Below are 20,690 nucleotides of genomic sequence, written 5' to 3'. Positions count from 1 at the left end.
TCAGAACATCTCAATTTGCAATTTGCATTGTTCAATTTGCAATTTGCAATCTCGCCACCAAACTCTGGCGAGTTCAGCTACGGGTGGCCCCAACCAACCACCCACCAACCCCTCTGCGTTACAATCGGCGAACGGTGCTTCTTCCTGCTCTGATGGAGACGTGTTCGCCATGCCATTCGCTCGATGCTTCCCGGTCCCGGCCGCCTCTTGCTTGGCGGCCTTCTTGCTGTCGCTGATCGTTCTCACTGCGACCCCGGGGCGTGCCGAGCGGCCTTCCGACGCGCCGCCCAACGTCGTGTACATCATGGCCGACGAACTGGGCTACTACGAGTTGTCCGGGATGGGCAATCCCAACATCCAGACGCCCAACCTGGACCGGATGGCACAGCAGGGAATTCGTTTCACCCAGGCTCTGGCCGGTTCTTCGGTGTGCGCTCCCACGCGAGCGTGTCTGATGACGGGCAAGCACAGCGGGCACACCTCGGTGCGCAGCAACGGTGGCGGAACACCGCTGCGCGCCGGCGAGGCGACGATCGCTTCGCTGCTGAAGCCGGCCGGTTACGCTACCGGTGGCTTTGGCAAGTGGGGCTGCGGCGGACGCGGTTCGACGGGCGTCCCGGAAGAGCATGGCTTTGACGTTTTCCTGGGCTACTACGACCAGGTCCACGCCCATTCCTACTACCCGCCCTACATCATTCGCAACAGCGAAGAGGTGCCGCTGGAAGGCAACCAGGGCGGCAGCACGGGCGAGACCTATTCGCATTACGTGATCTTCGACGCCTCGCAGGAGTTTATCCGCGAACACCGCGACCAGCCCTTCTTCTGCTACCTGCCGATCACGCCGCCGCATGGTCTGTTCGATATTCCCGACGACGATCCGGCGTGGCAGGTCTACAAAGACCGGCCCTGGCCCGAGCCGGCCAAGCGCTATGCGGCCATGGTCACGATGGTCGATCGCCAAGTCGGCCAGACGCTGGATCTGCTGGGTGAGCTGGGCCTGGAGGAGGACACGATCGTGTTCTTCTGTGGCGACAACGGCGGCGCCGATTATTTTTCCAGCAAGCAGTACCCGCGTGGGTTCCACGGCGCGAACGTCAACCCGCAGACCGGGGCCGAATTCCGCGGCCGCAAAGGCCAGCTGTACGAGGGCGGTCTGCGGATCCCGATGATGGTCCGCTGGCCCGGCAAGATCCAGCCCGGCCAGGTCAGTGATCTGCTGTGGTACTTTCCCGACGTGCTGCCCACGGTGGCGGAATTGGCCGGAGTGCGCCCGCCGCAGGACATCGATGGGATGTCGATCGTGCCGACGCTGATCGGAGAAGAAGCCGCCGGGCGGCCGCAGACCCAGCACGACTACCTGTACTGGGAACTCGGGCGGCAGACCGCGGTGCGCGAAGGCAAATGGAAAGCGATCAAGCCGAATGAAAAGAAACCCTGGGAGCTGTACGACCTGGAGCAGGACATCAGCGAATCCGATAACATCGCAGACCAGCATCCCGAGCAGCTGGCCAAGATGAAGGCCTACGCCGAAGAGGCTCACGAGCCGGTCGAGGAGGGAACGTTCGACGACCGCACGCTGCACGAGCGTGATCGGCGGGCGAAGTTTGGCGGTCGAGCTCCGAAGCGCGAAAAGCGTGAGGTCGCGATTCCCGCTACGAATCTGGTGCCGCACGAGCAGATGATGATCGCCGGATACAGTAGTCAGAATAGGGGCAACGGCAAACTGGCCAAAAACGCGATCGACGGCGACGCGGGCACGGTGTGGCACAGCCGGTTCTCACCCGCCAAGGCCGAGGCGCCGCACTGGTTGTTGATCGACTTGGGCAAGGCCTACGAGATCTCGGCCGTGTGGTACGTCGCCCGGCAGGACGGTGGTTGGAACGGAACGATCGCCGACGTGCGGGTCTCGGTCGGCGACGACATCGGGCAATTGGACCACACGCCGCAAGTCAAGAAGCGGCTGCGGAAGACCCGCGAGCCGCAAGCGATCCGGTTGCCCGATGCCCGCGGCCGCTACGTCAAGATCTGGGCCGATTCCGAGATCAACGGAGGCCCCTGGGCCAGCGCCGCCGAGATCGCGGTCGAGAAGTCTGGTAGCTGAAGTCGCCAGAGTTTGGTTGTTGGTTGTTGGTTGTTGGTTGTTGGTTGTTGGTTGTTGGTTGTTGGTTGTTGGTTGTTGGTTGTTGGTTGTTGGTTGTTGGTTGTTGGTTGTTGGTTGTTGGTTGTTGGTTTTGAGTGGCGAGTGGCGAGTGGCGAGTTTCGATCGTGCTCGTGCTCGTACTCGTACTCGTACTCGTACTCGTACTCGTACTCGTGCTCGTGCTCGTGCTCGTGCTCGATCTGAGATTTGCTGACTCCGGCGGATTCTATGTACGGGAACGGATGTCCTTGAATCGCGCAGCGATTGATTGTGGTAGCCCCAAAGCGCGAGCCCGGGGAAATGTAAACACCACGAACAAAAAGCCCTGGAAGGGCGACAGGAACCGTTGGCCCCGGAACTTCGTGTCGTCCCTCTGGGACTGGCGCGGGGGTGTGGGGACGGCACCCCAGGCTCGCGCCTGGGGCTACCACATGTCGCCCTTCCAGGGCTTTTGAAACGTGCTTGCTGCGCAACCACGGGCTGACGCCCATGGCTACATCCTGCCGTCCCTGCGGGACTAAAACGCGAGCTACCACCTGTCGCCACTGGCGTGGCTGCTGCGACCGACCTTCGCACGCCAACCACTCGCCACTCGCCACTCGCCACTCGCTTCTCGCCACTCATTTCACCAAAGTCTGGCGACTTCAGCTATGATCGAATCTTCAGCCATCCACCATCAACCAACTCACTCCCCTGCTCTGGCGATGACGCGGTGGAAGTGCAGCTGCACTTCGCGGTCGACGACGCGGCGGACGCCTTCGGCCAGGCAGCCCGGTTCGTTGTCGCGCTCGCCCCTGGCGATGATCTGTTTCAGCGGGGTGCCGGGATCGACCGAGAAGGTCTGTTGATTGATGATCTGGTTGCCGGCGTCCAGCTCCGGGATGATGAAGTGGCAGGTCGCGCCGTAGGAGAGCATGCGGACGGCGTAGGCGTCGTGGTAGGGGCGGAAGCCCGGGAAGCCGGGCAACAGGCCGTGGTGCAGGTTGATGATCCGACCGCCGGCGAACTGCCAACACGTGCTGGCCGGCAGGACGCGCATGTAGCGGGCCAGGACGACGTAATCGATGTCGAACTCGTCCAACAATGCCACCATCGCCGCGTCGTCGGCACGGCCTTCGACGTCGCCGATGCAGCGGAACGGCACGTCGTACTCCGCCGCTAGATCCACCAGTTTCATGCGGTTGCTGATCAACACCGGTACCTCGGCGCGGATCGTTCCCTGCCGCACGGCTTCGAGGACCGCCCGCGGCGTGTGCGGCACATAGGTCCCGCAGACGGCGATCCGCGGCGGACCTTGCCGCACCGTGGGGCTCCACGCCCGGATCGCCAGGTTGGTGTACTCGCCGATCTGCCGCATGGCGTCGCGGATTTCCGCAAAGCTGGCTTCCTCGAGCTCGAATTCGGCTCGGCACAGCATCGCGAACAGCTGCTCCTCGTCGTGGTCGTACATCTGGATCTCGGCGATCCGCGCCCCTTGACCGGTCAGGTAGTGAATGATCGGATCGGCCAGGCCCGAGTGGTCCGGGCCGAGCGCGGTGATGACGACTTCCATAGTGAATCAACCCTGTTCGATTGCATTAGGCTGTGCTAGGTTGCGTTGGATTTTGCTTAACGTACCGGATGGGGAGCCTGTTCGACAATGACGACCGCACGACCGATCAAGCCGCGCCGCTCGCAGCTGCCCGCCGATGCGAACCTGTGCGAACATTGCACGGCCAAATGTTGTCATTACTTTGCCCTGCCGATCGACGAACCCGATTGCCGCAAGGACTTCGACTACATCCGCTGGTACCTACTGCACGATCGGGCCAGCGTGTTTGTCGACGAAGGCGACTGGTACCTGTTGGTGCACACCACGTGTAAACACCTGCAGGACGATAACCGCTGCGGGATCTACGAAACGCGGCCGCAGATCTGCCGGGATTACACGACCGACGGCTGTGAGTACGAGGACGACTGGGTGTACGAAAAATACTTCGAGACGCCCGAGCAGATCGTCGAGTACTGCGACGCGCGGTTCGGTCCGGAGCCCGGTCAAGGCGTCCGCAGCCGCCGCCCGACCGGCCTGCCGCTGGCCTGATAAAACCGCCGGCCTGATAAACTCGGGCGGTGCTTGCGGGCTGTGGATTTATTCGAAAACACATCGCTGATGTGAGCCGTTTGGGCGATAGCCTCGAGTCTTTCCTTCTTACCACTTACTAACCCTCAACCGCCTGTCCCGCTCATGATCACGCCGCGTACGTTAAAAGGATTTCGCGACTACTTGCCCGAGGTGATGATCCCGCGCGAGCAAGCGATGCAGACCGCGCGGACGGTGTTTCGCCGCTACGGATTCAGCCCGATCGATACGCCGGCCCTGGAGCACTTGGACGTGTTGACCGGCAAGGGCAGCGAGGAGACCGATCGCCAGCTGTACCGCTTCGTCGACAACGGCGGCCGCGACGTGGGGATGCGTTTTGACCTGACCGTGCCGCTGGCTCGGTTCGTCGCCCAGCACATCGGCAAACTCGGCACGCCCTTCAAGCGGTATCACCTGGCGCCGGTCTGGCGTGGCGAGAACACCCAGGCCGGTCGCTACCGTGAATTCATGCAGTGCGATTTCGACTGCGTCGGCACCCAGTCGGTGGTCTCGGACATCGAAACGCTGTTGGTGATCCACGACCTGATGACGGCCCTGGGCTTCGAGCGATTCACGATCCACATCAACAACCGCCAGATCCTGACCGGGTTGTTGGAACGTTTGCAGCTGGCGCAGTTGTCGCTGCCGATCCTCCGTTCGCTGGACAAGCTGCCCAAGATCGGCGTGGAAAAGACCGCCGCGGAAATGGTTTCGGCCGCCGGCATCACGCCCGACCAAGCCGACCAGGTGCTGCGTTTGGCGGCTTGCGACGGCACGCCCACGGAAGTCCTCGACCAGTTGCCCGACGTGATCGGCGACAGCGATACGGCGCGAGCCGGCGTGCAGCGTTTGCGCGAATTAATGCAGGGCGCCGCCGCGGCCGGCGTGGACCCCGCTCGGTTGAAGCTGGACGTGTCGATCGCCCGCGGGTTGGACTACTACACCGGCGTGATCTTCGAGACCTTCCTGGACGACCTGCCCAAGATCGGCAGCGTCTGCAGCGGCGGACGCTACGATAATCTGGTCGCAACCTACAGCAAGCAGTCCTTGCCGGGCGTGGGAGCCTCGCTGGGACTGGACCGGTTGCTGGCGGCGATGGAGCAGTTGAAGCTGCTGCCGACGGTCCGCACACCGGCCCCGGTCTTCATCGCCTACTTCGATCGCGATTCTCTGGACGCCTACCTGCGGCTGGCCGCGACGGTCCGAGCCGCGGGGATCGGCGTCGAGCTGTATCCGGAACCCAAGAAACTGGGACAGCAGCTCAAGTACGCCGACAGCCGCGGTTTCCGCATCGCCCTGATCGCCGGCGGCAACGAGCTGGCCGAGTCGCGTTGTCAGGTCAAAGACCTGCAGTCCAAGACCGCCACCGACGTCCCCTACAGCCCCGACCAACCCGAGCCCCTGATCGAAGCCCTCAAAGAGGCGTTAAACACGTAGCTGAAGTCGCCAGGCGTTGGAAAGTAGCGAGTAGCGAGTAGTGAGTAGTGAGTAGTGAGTAGTGAGTAGTGAGTTTGTTGCGTCTGCGCTTGTGCTCGCGTTCGATCGGCAAACTCTCAGGTCTCCGTACCCAACGGATTCTATGCATAGGAGAAAAAGTTTTCTCCCCTCTCCCCCGCGGCGCCGCGAGCGTCAGCGAGTGAAGCCGTGGGGGAGAGGGGCCGGGGGTGAGGGGGCTCGGGTGCAAATGGCTGATTCTTTGCATCGGGTCTTCATGCCGCGGACCGCATCGAGGCGTGGCGCTGACGAACCTACGCTGCAATCCCCCTCACCCCCGACCCCTCTCCCCCAAATCCTGGCTCGCTTAGGCTCGCCAGGATTTGGGGGAGAGGGGAGAAAAAGTTTTTGTCCGTATATAGGCTCCGTTGGAGCCCAACAAATCTCAGATCGTCCCCTCTCCCCAACAACCAACAACCAACAACCAACAACCAACAACCAACAACCAACAACCATCAACCAACAACCAACAACCATCAACCATCAACCATCAACCACCTTCCTCCTCTCCCGGGAACCGGGCAAACACGCCTTTCAGGGCGATCGCAGCGGCGGCCAACAGGGCGCTGCCCAGCAGGAACGGGGCGCCGGCGAAAATAAATCCGGCCCGGCCCGAAGTAAAATAATTGAACAGGACGGTGGCGAAGACGATCGGCGCCACGATGTTCGTCAAACTTACCAGCGACGTCAGGGCTCCCTGCACTTTTCCCTGATCGCCCGGATCTACCGATCCGGCGATCAAACTCTGGATCGCCGGGCCGGCCAATCCGCCCAGCGACCCGAAGACGATGATCGGCGGCACCATCCATCCCTGCTGGGCCAACGCGTAACCCAGAAACGCGGTCGCCGAAACCGAGGTCGCAAACACGGCCACCGGTCGTGGACCGAAGCGGCGGATCGAGGGCCGGACCAATCCGCCTTGAACCAGTGCCGCCATCAACCCCACCAGACCCAGCGTCAGACCGTTCGTAAACGCGCTCCAGCCGTAGCGAAACCCGGTGTGCAGCACCCACACGTTCTCCAGCCCACGCTGGGCCAGCGACGCCAGGACGAACGGCACGACGAGCGCCGCGACCAGCGGATAGCTGCGCAGAAAGACGATCGTTCCCAGCGGGTTGGCCTTGGATAAACGCAGCGGACCACGATGCTCCTCGGCCAGCGATTCCGGCAGAATAAAAAAGCCGTACAGCCCGTTCAGCAGCGCCAGTCCGGCCGCTACGAAGAACGGCAGCCGCAACGAGATCTCTCCCAACAAACCGCCGGCGGCCGGTCCGACGATAAACCCCAAACCGAACATCAAACCCACGAAGCCGAAATTGCGGGCCCGCGTGCTGGTGTCCGAAACGTCGGCGATGTAGGCGTTGGCGGTCGTAAAGCTGGCGCCCATCACGCCCGCGATCACGCGCCCAAAAAACAACCACCAGATGTTCGGGGCAAAACCCTGGATCAGAAAATTGGCTCCAAAGCCGAACATGGACGCCAGCAGGATTGGTCGACGACCGTAGGCGTCGGAAAATGCGCCGACCAGCGGAGCGAAGACGAACTGCATCAGCGAGTAACTGGCCATGATGATGCCCAGGTACCGGCTGGCCGTATGCGCCTGGCCACCGACCATCTGTTTGACCAGCTCCGGCAAGACCGGGATCACCAATCCAATGCCCAACACATCGATGAAGATGGTCAGCAAAATAAAGGCAACCGCCGCGCGTCGCGGACGCTTGGGCCGAGCAGCCTTCGATTTGCGATTTCCCGAGGTGGTCATCGATGGTGGTTCAGGAGGGACGGAACGGCTCACCCAAGAGATGCGTTTTCGACTGAATCGGCAGCCCGCGAAATCGCCGGGCGGGCCGAGTCAAAGCCTAGCGGGTCGAGCGGTCGGCGACGAGCACCGAGGCGGTGTCCGCAGTTCCAGCCGTCCAGTATGATCACCCCCAACCTACCCGGTTTGCGTGAACCCGTTTCTGCATCGCTTGTTTTTTTGTCGTCAACCCCGAGGTGCCTCGTGCGTTTTTGCCGTTTTCAGCGACCCGATCAATCGGTCGAGTTGGGTTTGGTCCAGGGCGATTCGATCGTCGCACTGCGCGATATCCAGGGCTCGGCGCCGAGCGATATTCGCGGGCTGATGGCGCTCGGTGAGACGGATCTACAGCGGGTGGTCGCCGCGGCCGACGCCCGCAGCGTCACGGAGGACGTGAAGCTCCTGCCGCCGGTGGATCGGCCCGAGAAAGTCCTGTGCATCGGTTTGAACTACCGTGACCACGCGACCGAGACCGGCAGCCAGATCCCCGCCGAACCGGTGGTGTTCTGCAAACTGCCCACGGCCGTGATCGGGCACGAAGACCAGATCGTGCTGCCGCCGCAAAGTTCCAAAGTGGATTACGAAGCGGAACTGGTGGTGGTCGTCGGGCGCGAAGCCAAGAATATCGCGGTGGAGGATGCGCTGCAGTACGTCTTCGGTTACTGCTGCGGCAACGACGTTTCCGCTCGCGACTGGCAGAAAGGCAAACCCGGTGGCCAGTGGTTGCTGGGGAAAACCTTCGACACGTTCGCGCCGTTGGGACCGTACCTGGTGCACCACAGTGCCATCGACGACCCCGGCAAACTCCGCATCCGCTTGCGGCTGAACGATCAAACGCTGCAGGATTCGACGACGGAGCAATTGATTTTTTCGATTCCCGAAATCGTGTCCTACCTGTCGCAGGTGGTCACGCTGCGTCCCGGTGATCTGATCTACACGGGAACCCCGTCGGGAGTCGGGGACGCTCGCACGCCGCCGGTGTATCTAAAAAGCGGCGACCGGTGCGAAGTCGAAATCGAAGGCCTCGGCACGCTCCGCAACCACTGCGTTTAGGCGTGAACCGTAATCAGCCGCCACCGCGCTAGCGTGCGGTTCCGTGTACGTGGCCAGGAACCGTGGGCTGGCGCCCAATGCCACTTCCTTTGTAGCGGAACGGCGCGAGCCGTCCGGTTTTGCGGTGCGAATCTTCACACACCGGGCGGCTTGCGCCGCTCCGCTAACGCTTCAATCGCAAGCGATGGTGAAAGTAGATAACCGTGGGCTAGCGCCCTGCGGCTGATGGGGATAACCGTGGGCTAGCGCCCTGCGGCTGATGGGCGATCGCCCCTCAACGGCTCAATCAATCACCAGGCCGTCAAACCCCCGACGCGGTCAGCCTCTTCGGGGCTGGTGACGCCCTCGAGCACTCGGCGGCGGATGTTCTCTCGCAGCGTGCCGCCGATCCGCGGAGCGTCCTGCAGGGCTTGTTCGGCTTCGCCTGCGGCGATTCGTGCCCGCATCGCATCGTCGATCACCACGGCTTCGAACGCGGCCACTCGGCCTCGATACCCGGTCTGACGGCAAGCGGTGCAGCCGCCCGGGACCAACAGCGTCTTGTCGGCCGGTAGCTCGAATCGCTGGGCGTCCGCTGCCGACAAACGAACCGGTCGGCTGCAGTCGACGCACAGCTTGCGCAGCGTTCGCTGGACCAAAATGAATCGCAGCGCCGCGGCTTGCTGCATCCGGCCGATGCCCTGCCGCTCCAGCCGCGTGATCGCGCCGAACGCATCGGCAACGGCCAGGGAGGACAGTACCAGGCGGCCGGTCGACGCGGCGCGTACTGCCGTATCTGCCAGCTCGACGTCGGCCAGTTCGTCGACCATGACGATGTCCGGTCGCTGCCGCAGCACGGCCTGCAAACATCCGGCGGCGTCCAGCTCGACTTGCGACAGCGCCTGGACCTGGGCGACGCCGTCCAACCGCGATTCGACCACTTGTTCGACCGTGGCCAGCTGGGACGTTTGGGCGTCGAAGTGCCGCAGGCAGGAGTACAGCGTGGTCGTGATTCCGCTGCCGCCGGGCCCGCACACCAGGACCAGTCCTTCGCGGTGATGCAGGGCATCGGTCAGGGCGCCGTACTGTGGTTGCGACAAGTCCAGTTCGAAGAGGTCTCGCTGGGCAGCGTCCCTGTTGCGGACTCGCAGCGAGACGGATTCGCCTTCGCTGGTCGGCACGGTCTGCAGCCGCAGTGCGACACGACGCTCGTGGCAGCGCAGCGCGATCACGCCCTCTTGGACGCGGTCGCAGCGGGTTTCGTCGCACTTGGCCAGACGCTTCAGATAAGCCAGCGCGGCAGGAGTAGACTGGGCCGGGGGCGGGGTGACTTCGGCCAGTTCGCCGTCCAGACGAAATCGCACGCGGCTGGACTGCGAATCGCTCGAGGACTCCAGGTAGATGCTTTCGGCGTCCGCTTCGACAGCCTTCTCGAACAAGCGGTGCACGTAGCGTGCGGCCGCATCGGTTGCGTTGGTACTGCGCGAGCGTGAGCCCTGGGGTTGAGAGGAGAGGGCCGGTGCGCCGTTGCAGCTCGATTCGCCGTCGCGGGCCGGGGCGTCGCTGGTATTTGGTTCGTCCGTGGCGGCCGAGCCGTACAGCTGCCGGAGGCCGCGGCGGATCACGCCCAGCGGAGCGAACAGGGCTCGCGGCCGTCGACCGGCCAGCTCCTGCAGCGAATCAAATTGCCCGAAAGCGTCGGGCGAGGCCACGGCGATCTCCAGCGTATGGCCATCGTCGTTCAGCGGGATCAGGCGGTGCTGGCGACAGAAACTCGCCGGCAACCGTTCGGCCACCGCCGGGTCGATCGGCAGCTCTGCTTCGCCGTCGGGTTCAAAAACCGGCAGCAGGAACTGGCGAGCGTAGGACTGAGCGATCTGCGACTCCTCGGCCAGGCCCGAGTCGATGATCTGCGTTTCCAGGTCCTCGGCCAGATCGCTTTGCGCGTCGTACAGCTGGCCCAGCCGTTCCGGATCGAGGCGGTCGAGCGTATCGAGTAGTTGCGTCAGCGCGGGGCTGTCGCAGCCCGTTGCCGGGAAGGTTTCCAGAGCGTGCGAATCAAACGAGCTGAGGGACGAGGAAGGTCGAATCACGAGCAGGCTCCGGAAGAGAAGGAAAAGCACCTACTTCCGATATAGGTCAGCCCCATCGAAGGGGGCGGAATCCGGAGCGTGAAAACGGCCCGTGCCGCGGCAAGCCGCGTCAGTAAAACCCATCGTACGGGTTGTGCCGAATCCGCACCAGCAGCACCCCCCTTAGCCGACGGCGCGGTTGCGCGGGTCTCATGCCACTAAACACGTCGCAACCTTTAATTCGGCATCACTCTCCCTTTGGGAGAGTCGGGCTCTTAGGCCCGGAGAGGGTTTTCGCAGGGCCCTCCCCGGGCCTAAGAGCCCGACCCTCCCGCTGCGCGGGAGGGTGTTGTCGCGGGGTTTCACCGAAAGATTCATGCCGACGTGCTTAAACATCGCCCGCCGCAAACGGTCAATTCGCTTCCGCGCCAGCAGCGACCCCGCTAGCCGACGGCGCGGTTGCGCGGGTCTCACGCCACCAAATATCGCCTGCCGCTCGGCCGTCGCCAGCCGAGCGACTATGAAAACGACTCCGCCGTTACGGCTTGTACAGCGGATGCTCCGGGTTGCCGCCCGCTCGCAGGTAGGCCATCAGGTCCTTGATCTCCTGCTCAGAAAGCGTATCGATCAACCCGGTGGGCATCATGCTGGTCTTGGACAACTGAGCCGATTCCACTGTGTCGCGGTTCACCGCGGTCAGGCTGCTCGGGTCCAACATGTTCGTCAACACTTGGATGTTGTTGCCGTTCATGTTGACGATCTTGCCCACGACCACCTGGCCGGCGTCGGTTAAAAACTGCGTGGCGGCATACTGATCGCTGACCGATTGATTCGGGTCCACAATCGCAACCAACAGGTCTTTGGGGCTGAAGCGGCCTCCGGCCCCGGTCAAGTCCGGACCCAGAATCCCGCCCTGGGTGCCCATGCGGTGACACTTGTAGCACTGGGCGGCGGCGAACATCTGCTTGCCGCGTTCATAGTCCGGTTGGTAGTCGTCGTCGCTGACGGCTTCGGCCAGATCGTCCACGGTCCACTGTTTGACCACCTCGCGCGGCGCCAGTTCGGCCAGCGGATCCTTGGGCTCGGGCTTGGCCAGCACGTCGCCCAGCGAAGCCGTCTCGGCTTCGGACAGGTGCCCGATGGCCGCTTGCCGGATGTTTTCCAGGAAGCCACCGAAGCTCATCCCGCCGCGCGACGAAGCTACGTCTTGGAACCAGCCGAAGTATCGCCGGCGATCCTCTTCGGTCCAGCCGCTTTCGACGTCCCGCAGCACGAAGGCAAAGTGGATCTGATCCTCTTGCGACGGACCGCTGAGCAGTTGATCGACCACGCGCGGGACGATGTTCGGCGCGTCGAGGTAGGTCAGCACCAGAGCCAGCTCGCGGTTGAGGCGAGCGTCGGTGGCCGGGAAGTGCGAATCGATGGCCTGGACGACCGCTTTGCGCTCCTCCGCGGTGGGGTCGCCCAAGCGGATGAAGACCAGGCTGTAGGCGCGGAGCAGATCCAGTTTCTGCTGGACGTCCGCGGCGGCGAAGTCGACCGACTGCAACACCTCGATCGCGTGTTCTCGGTCCGATTCGTTGCCGCAGCGTGCCAGAGCGACGACGCCCAGAATTTTGGTGTCGGCGTTGGCATCCCGCAGACCACCGATCCGCTCGCGCCACTGGGCGACCGGCTGGTGCTCCAGAGCGATCCGAGCGGCGTAGCGAATCTGACGATCGTCGTGGCCGAGGTGCTCGATGGCCTTGTCGATGTTGGCCTGGCTGGCCTCGGGGTTCAGGTGCAGCGCTTCCAGTTCGTGACGCAGGGCCCGCAGCCGTTTCGCTTCGGGCGTATCGACCGGCTCGGCCGCCGCGGTCGACTCGCTGCCCTCGTAACGGATCCGGTACAGCGCCGACTGGGTGCGGCGACCACCGATCGTAAAGTACATGTGCCCGTCCTGCGGGCGAATGACGATGTCGGTAACCGGCAGGGGCGCGGCCGTGGCGAACGTTTCGTACTGGCCGCTGTAGGTGCTGCCGTCGGGGTTCAGATGAACGGCAAAGATATTCCCGTAGCTCCAGTCCAGCACGTACAGCGCCCGCTGGTACTTGGCCGGGAACTTGGCTCCGGTGCCGAAGCACACGCCGGTGGGCGAACCGGGGCCGATGTTGACCGCCGCGCCGACACTGTCGACGTAGTACTCGGGCCATTTGCCCGTACCGTTACGCCAGCCGAATTCGCCGCCGCTGACCACGTGGTTGACTCGCGTCGGGCGGTACCAGGGCGTGCCGACGTCCCATTCCATGTCGGCGTCGTAGGTGAACAGTTCGCCGGCGGCGTTGTAAGCGATGTCGTACTGGTTGCGGAAACCGGTCGCGATGACTTCAAAATTCTTGCCGTCGGGATCCATGCGAGCGACGAAACCGCCGGGGGCCAAGCGGTCGGCGTTGTGGCCGCGAGCATCGGGCATCCGGCCCAGCAGATGATCTTCGCTCCAGTTGCGTGGGACGCGGCTGTGCGGCACCTCTTTGGGGAGGATCGTGTTGTTGCCCGCGCACAGCACGATCTGTTTGCCGTCGGGGCTGAGGACTAACGCGTGCGGACCGTGCTCGCCACCGTTGTTCAGCGGCAGGATGTGATCGATCGTTTCGTAGTGATCGTCGCCGTCCTGGTCTCGCAACCGATAGACGCCGGCCGTGTTGCCCGGTTTGCCGCTGCCGTTAACGTTGACGTACAACGAATCGAAGGCGAACAACAGACCTTGTGCCGCACCGATGTCCGCCTTGACCGGTTCGACCTTCACCGGCTTGTCGGCTGCGTCGAGCGTGATGCGGTACAGCCCGCCGTACTGATCACACGCCAACAAGCGGCCCTGAGGGTCGACCGTCAACGAAACCCACGAGCCTTCTTGGCTCTGAGGCACCTCGTACAACATTTCCACGACAAAGCCGTCGGGAACTCGGAAAGCGTCGGCCGGAGTGGCCCCGAGACCGGCGGCCTCGAGGGATCGCTGGCCACCGACCAGCAGCGTCGCCGCGATTGCGACGGCGGCAAAGTACCGTTTGCACATCATCAATAAACGTCTCGAGCAGAAAAAGGAAGGGAGGCGGGGCATCACACGGTGCACTGCCGGACGGCGTCGCTGAGGGCCGCCAGGGGATCGCCCTTGGCCACGAACTCGTGCGCCAGGTAACCGGCAAAACCCGTGTCGGCGATCGCCCGTGCGATTGCGGGGTAACGCAGCTCCTGGTGCTCGTCCAATTCATGGCGACCAGGATTGCCAGCCGTATGATAATGCCCAAAAGCTTCGTGGTGTTGCTCGATCGTGCGAATTATATCGCCCTCCATGATCTGCATGTGGTAGACGTCGAACAGCAACCGAAAGTGCTTCGACCCCACTCGGCGGACCAGCTCCACGCCCCACTCCGAGCGGTCGCACATGTAATCCGGGTGATCGACGCGGCTGTTCAGCAGTTCCATGACCAGCGTGACGCCCCGGCTTTCGGCCAGCGGAAGGATCTTTTCCAGCGCCGTGATGCAGTTCCGCATCCCGGTTTCGCGATCGATGCCGCGAGCGTTACCGGTAAAGCAGATCACGTTGGGCCAGCCCTCGGCCGCGGTGGCCTCGATCGAGGCGGTCAATTTCTCCAGGCACATCGCGTGGTACTGCGGGTCGCACAGGCCCTCCTCGAGCGGATGGGAGGTGACCATCGTGCAGATCAGACCGTGCTGTTTGACCGTTTCGAACTGAGCGGGCTCGAGCAGATCGATCCCGGCCATACCGCGTGCGGCCACTTCGGCGGCCAGCGTGTCCAGGGGCAAGTGTTCGTAGCACCAGCCGCACACCGCCTGGTTCAGTCGGCCCTGTTTCGCATCGACGTTCATGAAAGCATTCCTGGTTGTTGGTTGTTGGTTGTTGGTTGTTGGTTGTTGGTTGTTGGTTGTTGGTTGTTGGTTGTTGGTTGTAGCTGAACTCGCCAGAGTTTGGAGCGAGTGGCGATTGGCGGAAAGGAGGCCGATCAGCGACTTTCGGCGGAGCGAAAGGCAACTCTCACTCCGGATCCACGAGGATCCCGCGGAGCTTTTGCAGGCCGCGTTTGAGCAGTCCGGCGACGGCCGTTTCGCTGCGCCCCATGCGTTCGACGATCTCGGCCAGCGTCCGGCCCTCCATGTAGCGTAGGCGGATCGCCTCGGCTTGTGCTTCGGGCAACTGATGCAGGGACTCGATCAGCTCCATCGCCGCTTCGGCCCGCATCGCTTGGCCGCTGGGCGTGGACAGTTGATCGGGCAGCGCGGCGATCCAGTTGCCGGCCGAATCATCACCGCCGCGCGGCGAGGGATGGGTTTCGCGATTGAGCGAGCGTTTCTGAGTGGTCACATGGCGAGCGACGGCGGTGGCCAGGTTATGACGCAGGATGTTTTTCAGCCAGGCGCCGAACTCGGCTGGCGAGCTGCCGCGGAAGCTGGCCAGATCGCGTTGGGCTTCCAGGAAAGTCAGCTGAACGACATCGGCCGGATCGACCCGCCGCCGCAGGCGTTCGTCCATGTAGCGATGGGCGCGCATCAGCAGAAACCCCCGGTACTGCTCGAGCAGCTCACCGAGCGCTTCGCTGTCACCCGCCTTAGCGACAGCCACCAATTTAGTCGTCGACGGTCGTTCCATGGATAGGTTGTCGGTTGTTACTTTGGAAACCGTAGCTGAAGTCGCCAGACTTCGGGAAAGTAGCGAGTAGCGAGTTGCGAGTTGCGAGTTGCGAGTTGCGAGTAGCGAGTAGCGAGTAGCGAGGTTTGCTGACTCTAACGGATTCTATGTGCGGAAAAAACGTTTTCTCCCCTCTCCCCCAAATTCTGGCGAGCCTAAGCGAGTCAGGATTTGGGGGAGAGGGGCTGGGGGTGAGGGGGAATTGCTGCGTAGGTTGCTCGCTGACGCTCGCGGCGCAGCGGGGGAGAGGGGAGAAAACGATTCTTTTTTGAACATAGAATCCGGTAGAGTCAGGAGATTTGAAAGGCCTCGCCAACCATCAACCAAATACCCAAAACCCCGCGCCGTTTCCCCTTACAATAACGGCTGCGTCTTCCCCTTCGCCACTCAACTCCTCAAGGTTAATCATGGCTCTCCGTCGTTTGCTTTCCTACCTGGGCTTAGCTGCCCTGACGTTCTCGTTGGGCTGTTCGCCCGAAGAGCCGGTCGTTGTGGATCCGGAGACGACGGACGCTCCGGCAACGGTTGAAGAAGCGGCCGACGCGGCGACGGACGATGACACGCAGGCGGACGCCGCGGTCCAGCCCGAACTGGCGGCGTTCGACGAGATCCAGCAGCGGATTGCCGAGCTCGATCGGCCGGCCGTGGTGGATTACTGGTCCCTGGCGTGCCAGCCCTGCATGGACGAATTCCCCGGACTGGTCCGGCTGCACCGCGAGCACGGCGAGCGAGTTGCGTGCGTGGCGGTCGACGTGGACTTCGACGGCCGCAAGAGCAAGCCGCCGGAATCCTACAAGGAAGCGGTCAGCGAGTTTTTGACCGAACAGGCAGCGGAGTTCCCGAACTACCTGAGCACGACGCCCAGCGACGAAGTGTTCGCGGCGCTGGAGATCATCTCGATCCCCTCGGTCTTCGTCTACAACGCCGACGGCACGGTGGCAAAAAAGTTCGTCGACGCCGGAGACACCGCCGGCTTCACCTACGAGGACGACGTCATCCCCTACGTCAAAGAAATGCTAGCCAGCGGCGAGTAGCAACCAGTGGCATAGGCTTCCAGCCTGTGGTGTGTCGCCCTCCGGGCTTGCCCTGTGGCATAGGCTTCCAGCCTGTGAAGTGTCGCCCTTCGGGCTTGCCCAGTGGCATAGGCTTCCAGCCTGTGAAGTGTCGCCCTTCGGGCTTGCCCAGTGGCATAGGCTTCCAGCCTGTGATATGTCGCCCTCCGGGCTGAGCCAGTGGCATAGGCTTCCAGCCTGTGATATGTCGCCCCTCGGGCTGAGCCAGTGGCATAGGCTTCCAGCCTGTGAGGTTAAGGAGCCGCGCTAGGTGTTGGAACCTTGTGGGCTGCGGCCGGATCGATCGGGATGAGACCCGAGGCTAGCGCCTACGGCTGATTGGGTTACCGCCGCCGCTAGCCCGAAGGGCGGCATAGCCCCTGCCGGGGACGTGAGTCCCCGGTTTGCTTGCCCCTGAAACTCGCTCAGCCCGCAGGGCGACACAGGTTGTGCTGGTCCCTATCGCCCCTCCGGGGCTTTTGTTTGTTCGGGGGCGTGACCCGGCGGTTGACCGGCTCGTCGATTCATTCGAAAACGCTTTGCTGATATGAGCCGTTTGGGCGATAGCCCCGGTTCTGCTGTGACGAAACCGAGGCTGGCGCCTAAACGGCTCCATGAATCGACAGGCCGGAGAGTCCCCGGGTCTCGATCTAAAAACGGCACTCAGCCCGAAGGGCGGCACAAGGTGCGCACTGCTCTGTCGCCTCTCCAGGGCTTTGGTTGGTTCGCGAGGCCCGGCCTGGGACTCGCGTCACCAAGCTATCGACGGACGCTGCTTGGCAACGAAGAACCGGTTGCGGCCCTGTATCTAACAACCGTTAACCAACGGCCATCAACTGACAACCAGCAACGAAAGCCCCGGACTCGTGGCCTCGTCCACTACGGTTTAATTCGTCCAAAGTCTGGCGACTTCAGCTACAGCCCTTATCTCCTTCAACCACCCCCCCCCTTACCGCATCGGGGTGGCTTCGTCGGTTTCCGGTGGCGCCGAGCGGGATACCGGTTCGTCGCCTGGCTGCAGCCATTCGTTCATTCGTCCGCCCGCGTTCTTGCGGACTTCGTAGCCGTTGCGTGTGCTCTTACGAACACGACGACTCAGCCCTCGCTGGTATTTTTTGTAGTAGTACGATCCGGCCTCGGTTGCTCGGTAATTCGAGCTCTTTCGTTCGTCGATTTTGTTAACGACACAACCCAGAATATTCACCTGTTTGGCTTTCAGCATCGCGACGGCCTCCTTGGTCTTGGGGCGACATCCGCGTTGGATTCGGAACGTCATGATCACACCGTCGACCACTGCGGAGACGATCGCCGGATCGGCCACGACCAACAGTGGCGGCGTGTCAACGATCACGTAATCGTAGCGTTCTCGCAGCCACTGCATGAGCTCACCAAATTCCGGCAAGCCCAAGGCTTCGCCAGGATTGCTGGGAATCGCTCCGCTAGGAATGACGGATAGATTTTCAAAACCGGAATCAAAAATAATATCACTCGGTACGGCTTGGCCGTTTAGCAATTCGGTCAAGCCGCTTGCTTCTCCTAGGCCGAAATTGTGCGAGGTCTGCGGTCGCCGCAGGTCTGCGTCAAGCAACACCACAGATTTGCCTGAATTGGCGATCGAAGCAGCCAGGTTGGCCGAGATGTTGCTCTTGCCGTCCTCGGGCACAGGACTGGTCACCTGGATCACCTTGGCTCCGCTCTGCACCGCTTCGAAGAAGACGGACGTGCGGACCCGCCGGATCGCTTCGGAGCCTAGCGAGCGGGGGCGATGGATGATTGCCAAGCCGTAATCGATGTGTTTATAGGGGTAGTCAGCGCGTTTGGCCTCACGCGGCGCTTTGGTGGAGTGGAGGGGGATTTGGCCCAGTACCGGCAGTTGCAGCATTTGCGAAATCTCGTCGCTGCTGCGGAATGTTTTGGCCATCGACTCCAGCAGGTAAACCAAACCACATCCGACCAGTCCGCCCAGGAAGGTGCCCACGGCCAAGCACTTCCATAGGATCGGAGCTAATCGATACGCGGCTGTGGGCGCAGTAAGCGGTTCAACGCGGATATTGCTGCCGCTTTCGGTCACGTTGATCCGTGCCATCTGTTCTTCGACCTGGCTCAATAAGCTTTGCGACCGCTGGACCTTCTGACGGTAGACTTCATCGACCCGTTCAGCGTTGGCCAGTTTGGCGGCGTTCCCGCGAGCTTGTTCGATCTGTTTGGTCAGATCCTGGATCTGCGAATCCAACACCGAAGCTCGCGTGCGCAATCCACGGACGAACGTCGATACCACGGTCTTCGCCCGCTGCTTTCGCTTCTCACGGTACTCCTCGACCGTTATTGGCGCCGCGACTTCGACTTCGGGCAGATCACTCTTGATCTCTTCTCGTCGAGCGTCTTCCTGGGCGATCAACTCGTGCAATTTCGCTCGGGTGCTTTCGATTTGACGATCCAGTTGTTGAACGGCCGGATGAGCGTCGGCGAAGGTGGCGGCCAAGTTATCGCGTTTCACCTCCAACGGCACCAATTGCCGTTCGATCGCCAAGCGAGCCAAACGCACGTCGTCGGCAATCGGATCGCTGACCACCAACGGTTTTCCATTGGGGCCCGTAGGTTCATCCTCGAGCGTGGCGTTCAGCGACACGCCCATCAATTGGCCAACGACGTTCATGACCAGGATGGGATCGTCCTTTTGCTCTTGAGCGGTGCTGAGGATCGCGGCCAGTTTGATTTCCAGATCGCCGCGTTCGGTTTGCAAAGCTGTGCGCTGTTCCAGGAGAGCCACTTCGGTTTCGCGGAACCGATTGATCAGATTGCCCGCACCGTCCCAAGCCAAATCCGGCTGGCCGGCGCGGAACTGCTCGTATTCCGCTTCCAGCTTCTCGACCTCGGGCAGCAATTCCTCTTTGGCTCGCGTAATCAACGCCTTCAGCTCGCCAATCGTGTTCTGGGTTTTGGCAACGTAGTAGTCTTCCAACGCCTTGCTAAGGGCTTCCACACCGGCTTCGGCAAACCGCGGATTGGCATGGTCGACGTGCAGCAAGAAAGACATGGCGTTGCCGCCGCGACCGCTGGTGGCGTCCGGTTCAAACTCAAGGCTCTTGGCCAATTCACTAATGACACTCTTTCGCGCAGGCGGTGTGAGTCCGCTGTCGATCTGGTCCACTCCGTCCAGCAAGTTCTCGGTACCGATGTTATCCAGCGAGTCGTCTGCTGCCATGCCGGTCGAAACGGCCTCGGCCGTCGGTGCTGTAGATAGGGGCGACAAGTTCTGCATCAACGGATCCTCCGCGGCGTTGCGGAGCACGGTGTCAGACTGCAACTGCGCCAGCAACAAATCTTCACCGGGCAGGCCGCTGACGATGTCCCCGGTCGCCGAATCCAGGATCGTTGGCATATCGCTTTCGATCAGCAGTTTGGTCGAGGAGCGATAGGTGATCGGCTGGGTTTCGTAGAAGGTGTAACCGGCGGCCAAGCCCAACAAGACCGGCAGGATGATGAACCAGCGGTACCGCCAGGCCGCTGCGGCCAAATCGAGTGAACCATCGTCTGGTTGGTCGCCGCGATAGTCCATGCCGCGATAATCCATCCCCCGGTAATCAGGATTGCGGTAGCCGGCGGGCAGCGCCGAACCCGCATCGCGATAAGCCGTGGGCAGCGGCTTTGCCAATGCGTCTGGCCGCTCGGCTCGCCCATTGGACGAACCGGTCAAGCTGTGATTGTTCGACGGATCCGATGCGTGCTTCGACATCAAGGGTTCCCAATTAGCCATGTGTAGAGGGAGGGTCGCTTATCCACCCCCCAACTTACACTCCATCCAAAATTTCCACCAGTCAAAGGCGCAAAAAGGCCAAGATCCGCTCCGCCAGGGCAAGCAAGAATGGATCATTCCATCTGATCAGAAAAACCGTTAAGGATCACCAAGCCCCGTAGCCGAACTCGCCAGAGTTTGGACCAGTGGCATAGGCTTCCAGCCTGTGAACCGCGCGCCGGTAGCCGAACTCGCTAGAGTTTAGACCCAAACCGTAGCGGACGAGGCAACGAGTCCCCCGGCGGTTGGTTGCTGGTTGCTGGTTGCTGGTTACTGGTTACTGGTTACTGGTTACTGGTTACTGGTTACTGGTTACTGGTTGCTGGTTGCTGGTTACTGGTTACTGGTTGCTGGTTGCTACACGGGCGTGCGCTGGATCGAGCTGTTTGGGCGATAGCCCCGGTTCTTGCAGCTACGGGCTTCATCTCATCAGCCGCTTGGGTGACTGCCCTCGGTTCTGTTCTTCACAGGCTGGAAGCCTATGCCACTGGCGTCTCGCTTCC

At 62.2% G+C, this 20,690-nt stretch carries 12 protein-coding genes; 5 read left to right on the top strand and 7 right to left on the bottom strand.

Going from position 1 to position 20,690, the window contains the following annotated elements:
* Positions 1–169 precede the first annotated feature (169 nt).
* Positions 170–2,101 carry a sulfatase-like hydrolase/transferase gene (locus GE027_RS19660; RefSeq protein WP_153558932.1) on the top strand — a complete coding sequence of 644 codons (1,932 nt, stop codon included), beginning with the start codon at positions 170–172 and terminating at the stop codon, positions 2,099–2,101.
* 724 nt (positions 2,102–2,825) lie between these two features.
* Here GE027_RS19660 and GE027_RS19655 read toward each other — a convergent pair.
* The gene (locus GE027_RS19655; RefSeq protein WP_153558931.1) at positions 2,826–3,692 is read right to left on the bottom strand and encodes a formyltetrahydrofolate deformylase; all 867 of its coding nucleotides are present in this window, start codon (positions 3,690–3,692) and stop codon (positions 2,826–2,828) included.
* An 87-nt stretch (positions 3,693–3,779) separates the two neighbouring features.
* Here GE027_RS19655 and GE027_RS19650 point away from each other — a divergent pair, with 87 nt between their 5' ends.
* Positions 3,780–4,220, top strand: a complete 441-nt coding sequence (locus tag GE027_RS19650; protein WP_153558930.1) for a YkgJ family cysteine cluster protein — start codon at positions 3,780–3,782, stop codon at positions 4,218–4,220.
* A gap of 144 nt (positions 4,221–4,364) precedes the next feature.
* Positions 4,365–5,696 carry a histidine--tRNA ligase gene (hisS, locus tag GE027_RS19645; protein WP_153558929.1) on the top strand — a complete coding sequence of 444 codons (1,332 nt, stop codon included), beginning with the start codon at positions 4,365–4,367 and terminating at the stop codon, positions 5,694–5,696.
* Between the two features lie 547 nt (positions 5,697–6,243).
* Here hisS and GE027_RS19640 read toward each other — a convergent pair.
* Entirely contained in the window at positions 6,244–7,515 is a 1,272-nt protein-coding gene (locus tag GE027_RS19640; protein ID WP_153558928.1) for a TCR/Tet family MFS transporter, read from the bottom strand.
* A gap of 240 nt (positions 7,516–7,755) precedes the next feature.
* On the opposite strand from GE027_RS19640, the gene GE027_RS19635 reads away from it, so the two are divergent.
* On the top strand, positions 7,756–8,604 hold the full coding sequence (locus GE027_RS19635; protein WP_237607674.1) for a fumarylacetoacetate hydrolase family protein: 849 nt from the start codon (positions 7,756–7,758) through the stop codon (positions 8,602–8,604).
* 290 nt (positions 8,605–8,894) lie between these two features.
* On the opposite strand, the gene GE027_RS19630 is transcribed toward GE027_RS19635, so the two are convergent.
* The 4 genes from GE027_RS19630 to GE027_RS19615 all read right to left on the bottom strand — a co-directional run bounded on the left by GE027_RS19630 (position 8,895) and on the right by GE027_RS19615 (position 15,273).
* On the bottom strand, positions 8,895–10,676 hold the full coding sequence (locus tag GE027_RS19630) for a GspE/PulE family protein (RefSeq protein WP_162006836.1): 1,782 nt from the start codon (positions 10,674–10,676) through the stop codon (positions 8,895–8,897).
* A gap of 517 nt (positions 10,677–11,193) precedes the next feature.
* Positions 11,194–13,710: a c-type cytochrome gene (locus GE027_RS19625; protein WP_237607673.1), complete on the bottom strand. Its 2,517-nt coding sequence runs from the start codon at positions 13,708–13,710 to the stop codon at positions 11,194–11,196.
* 41 nt (positions 13,711–13,751) lie between these two features.
* Positions 13,752–14,522: a hydroxypyruvate isomerase family protein gene (locus GE027_RS19620; protein ID WP_202617480.1), complete on the bottom strand. Its 771-nt coding sequence runs from the start codon at positions 14,520–14,522 to the stop codon at positions 13,752–13,754.
* Positions 14,523–14,688: 166 nt separating this feature from the next.
* Positions 14,689–15,273: a sigma-70 family RNA polymerase sigma factor gene (locus tag GE027_RS19615; protein ID WP_237607672.1), complete on the bottom strand. Its 585-nt coding sequence runs from the start codon at positions 15,271–15,273 to the stop codon at positions 14,689–14,691.
* Between the two features lie 473 nt (positions 15,274–15,746).
* Here GE027_RS19615 and GE027_RS19610 point away from each other — a divergent pair, with 473 nt between their 5' ends.
* A complete protein-coding gene (locus GE027_RS19610; RefSeq protein WP_153558924.1) occupies positions 15,747–16,373 on the top strand; it encodes a TlpA family protein disulfide reductase in 627 nt (208 codons plus the stop codon).
* Between the two features lie 967 nt (positions 16,374–17,340).
* Here GE027_RS19610 and GE027_RS19605 read toward each other — a convergent pair.
* A complete protein-coding gene (locus GE027_RS19605; RefSeq protein WP_162006835.1) occupies positions 17,341–20,127 on the bottom strand; it encodes a polysaccharide biosynthesis tyrosine autokinase in 2,787 nt (928 codons plus the stop codon).
* Between the last annotated feature and the right edge of the window lie 563 nt (positions 20,128–20,690).

This window comes from Roseimaritima sediminicola (assembly GCF_009618275.1).
GTDB lineage: Bacteria > Planctomycetota > Planctomycetia > Pirellulales > Pirellulaceae > Roseimaritima > Roseimaritima sediminicola.
Note: the sequence above shows the minus strand (reverse complement) of the source record. Positions and strands in the feature narration are given on the sequence as shown.

Excerpts from the sequence above, each read along its gene's own strand:
- GE027_RS19655 (WP_153558931.1), bottom strand. The coding sequence starts at position 3,692 with ATGGAAGTCGTCATCACCGCGCTCGGCCCGGACCACTCGGGCCTGGCC.
- GE027_RS19660 (WP_153558932.1), top strand. The coding sequence starts at position 170 with ATGCCATTCGCTCGATGCTTCCCGGTCCCGGCCGCCTCTTGCTTGGCG.
- GE027_RS19625 (WP_237607673.1), bottom strand. The coding sequence starts at position 13,710 with ATGATGTGCAAACGGTACTTTGCCGCCGTCGCAATCGCGGCGACGCTG.
- hisS (WP_153558929.1), top strand. The coding sequence starts at position 4,365 with ATGATCACGCCGCGTACGTTAAAAGGATTTCGCGACTACTTGCCCGAG.
- GE027_RS19605 (WP_162006835.1), bottom strand. The coding sequence starts at position 20,127 with ATGTCGAAGCACGCATCGGATCCGTCGAACAATCACAGCTTGACCGGT.
- GE027_RS19620 (WP_202617480.1), bottom strand. The coding sequence starts at position 14,522 with ATGAACGTCGATGCGAAACAGGGCCGACTGAACCAGGCGGTGTGCGGC.
- GE027_RS19610 (WP_153558924.1), top strand. The coding sequence starts at position 15,747 with ATGGCTCTCCGTCGTTTGCTTTCCTACCTGGGCTTAGCTGCCCTGACG.
- GE027_RS19640 (WP_153558928.1), bottom strand. The coding sequence starts at position 7,515 with ATGACCACCTCGGGAAATCGCAAATCGAAGGCTGCTCGGCCCAAGCGT.
- GE027_RS19650 (WP_153558930.1), top strand. The coding sequence starts at position 3,780 with ATGACGACCGCACGACCGATCAAGCCGCGCCGCTCGCAGCTGCCCGCC.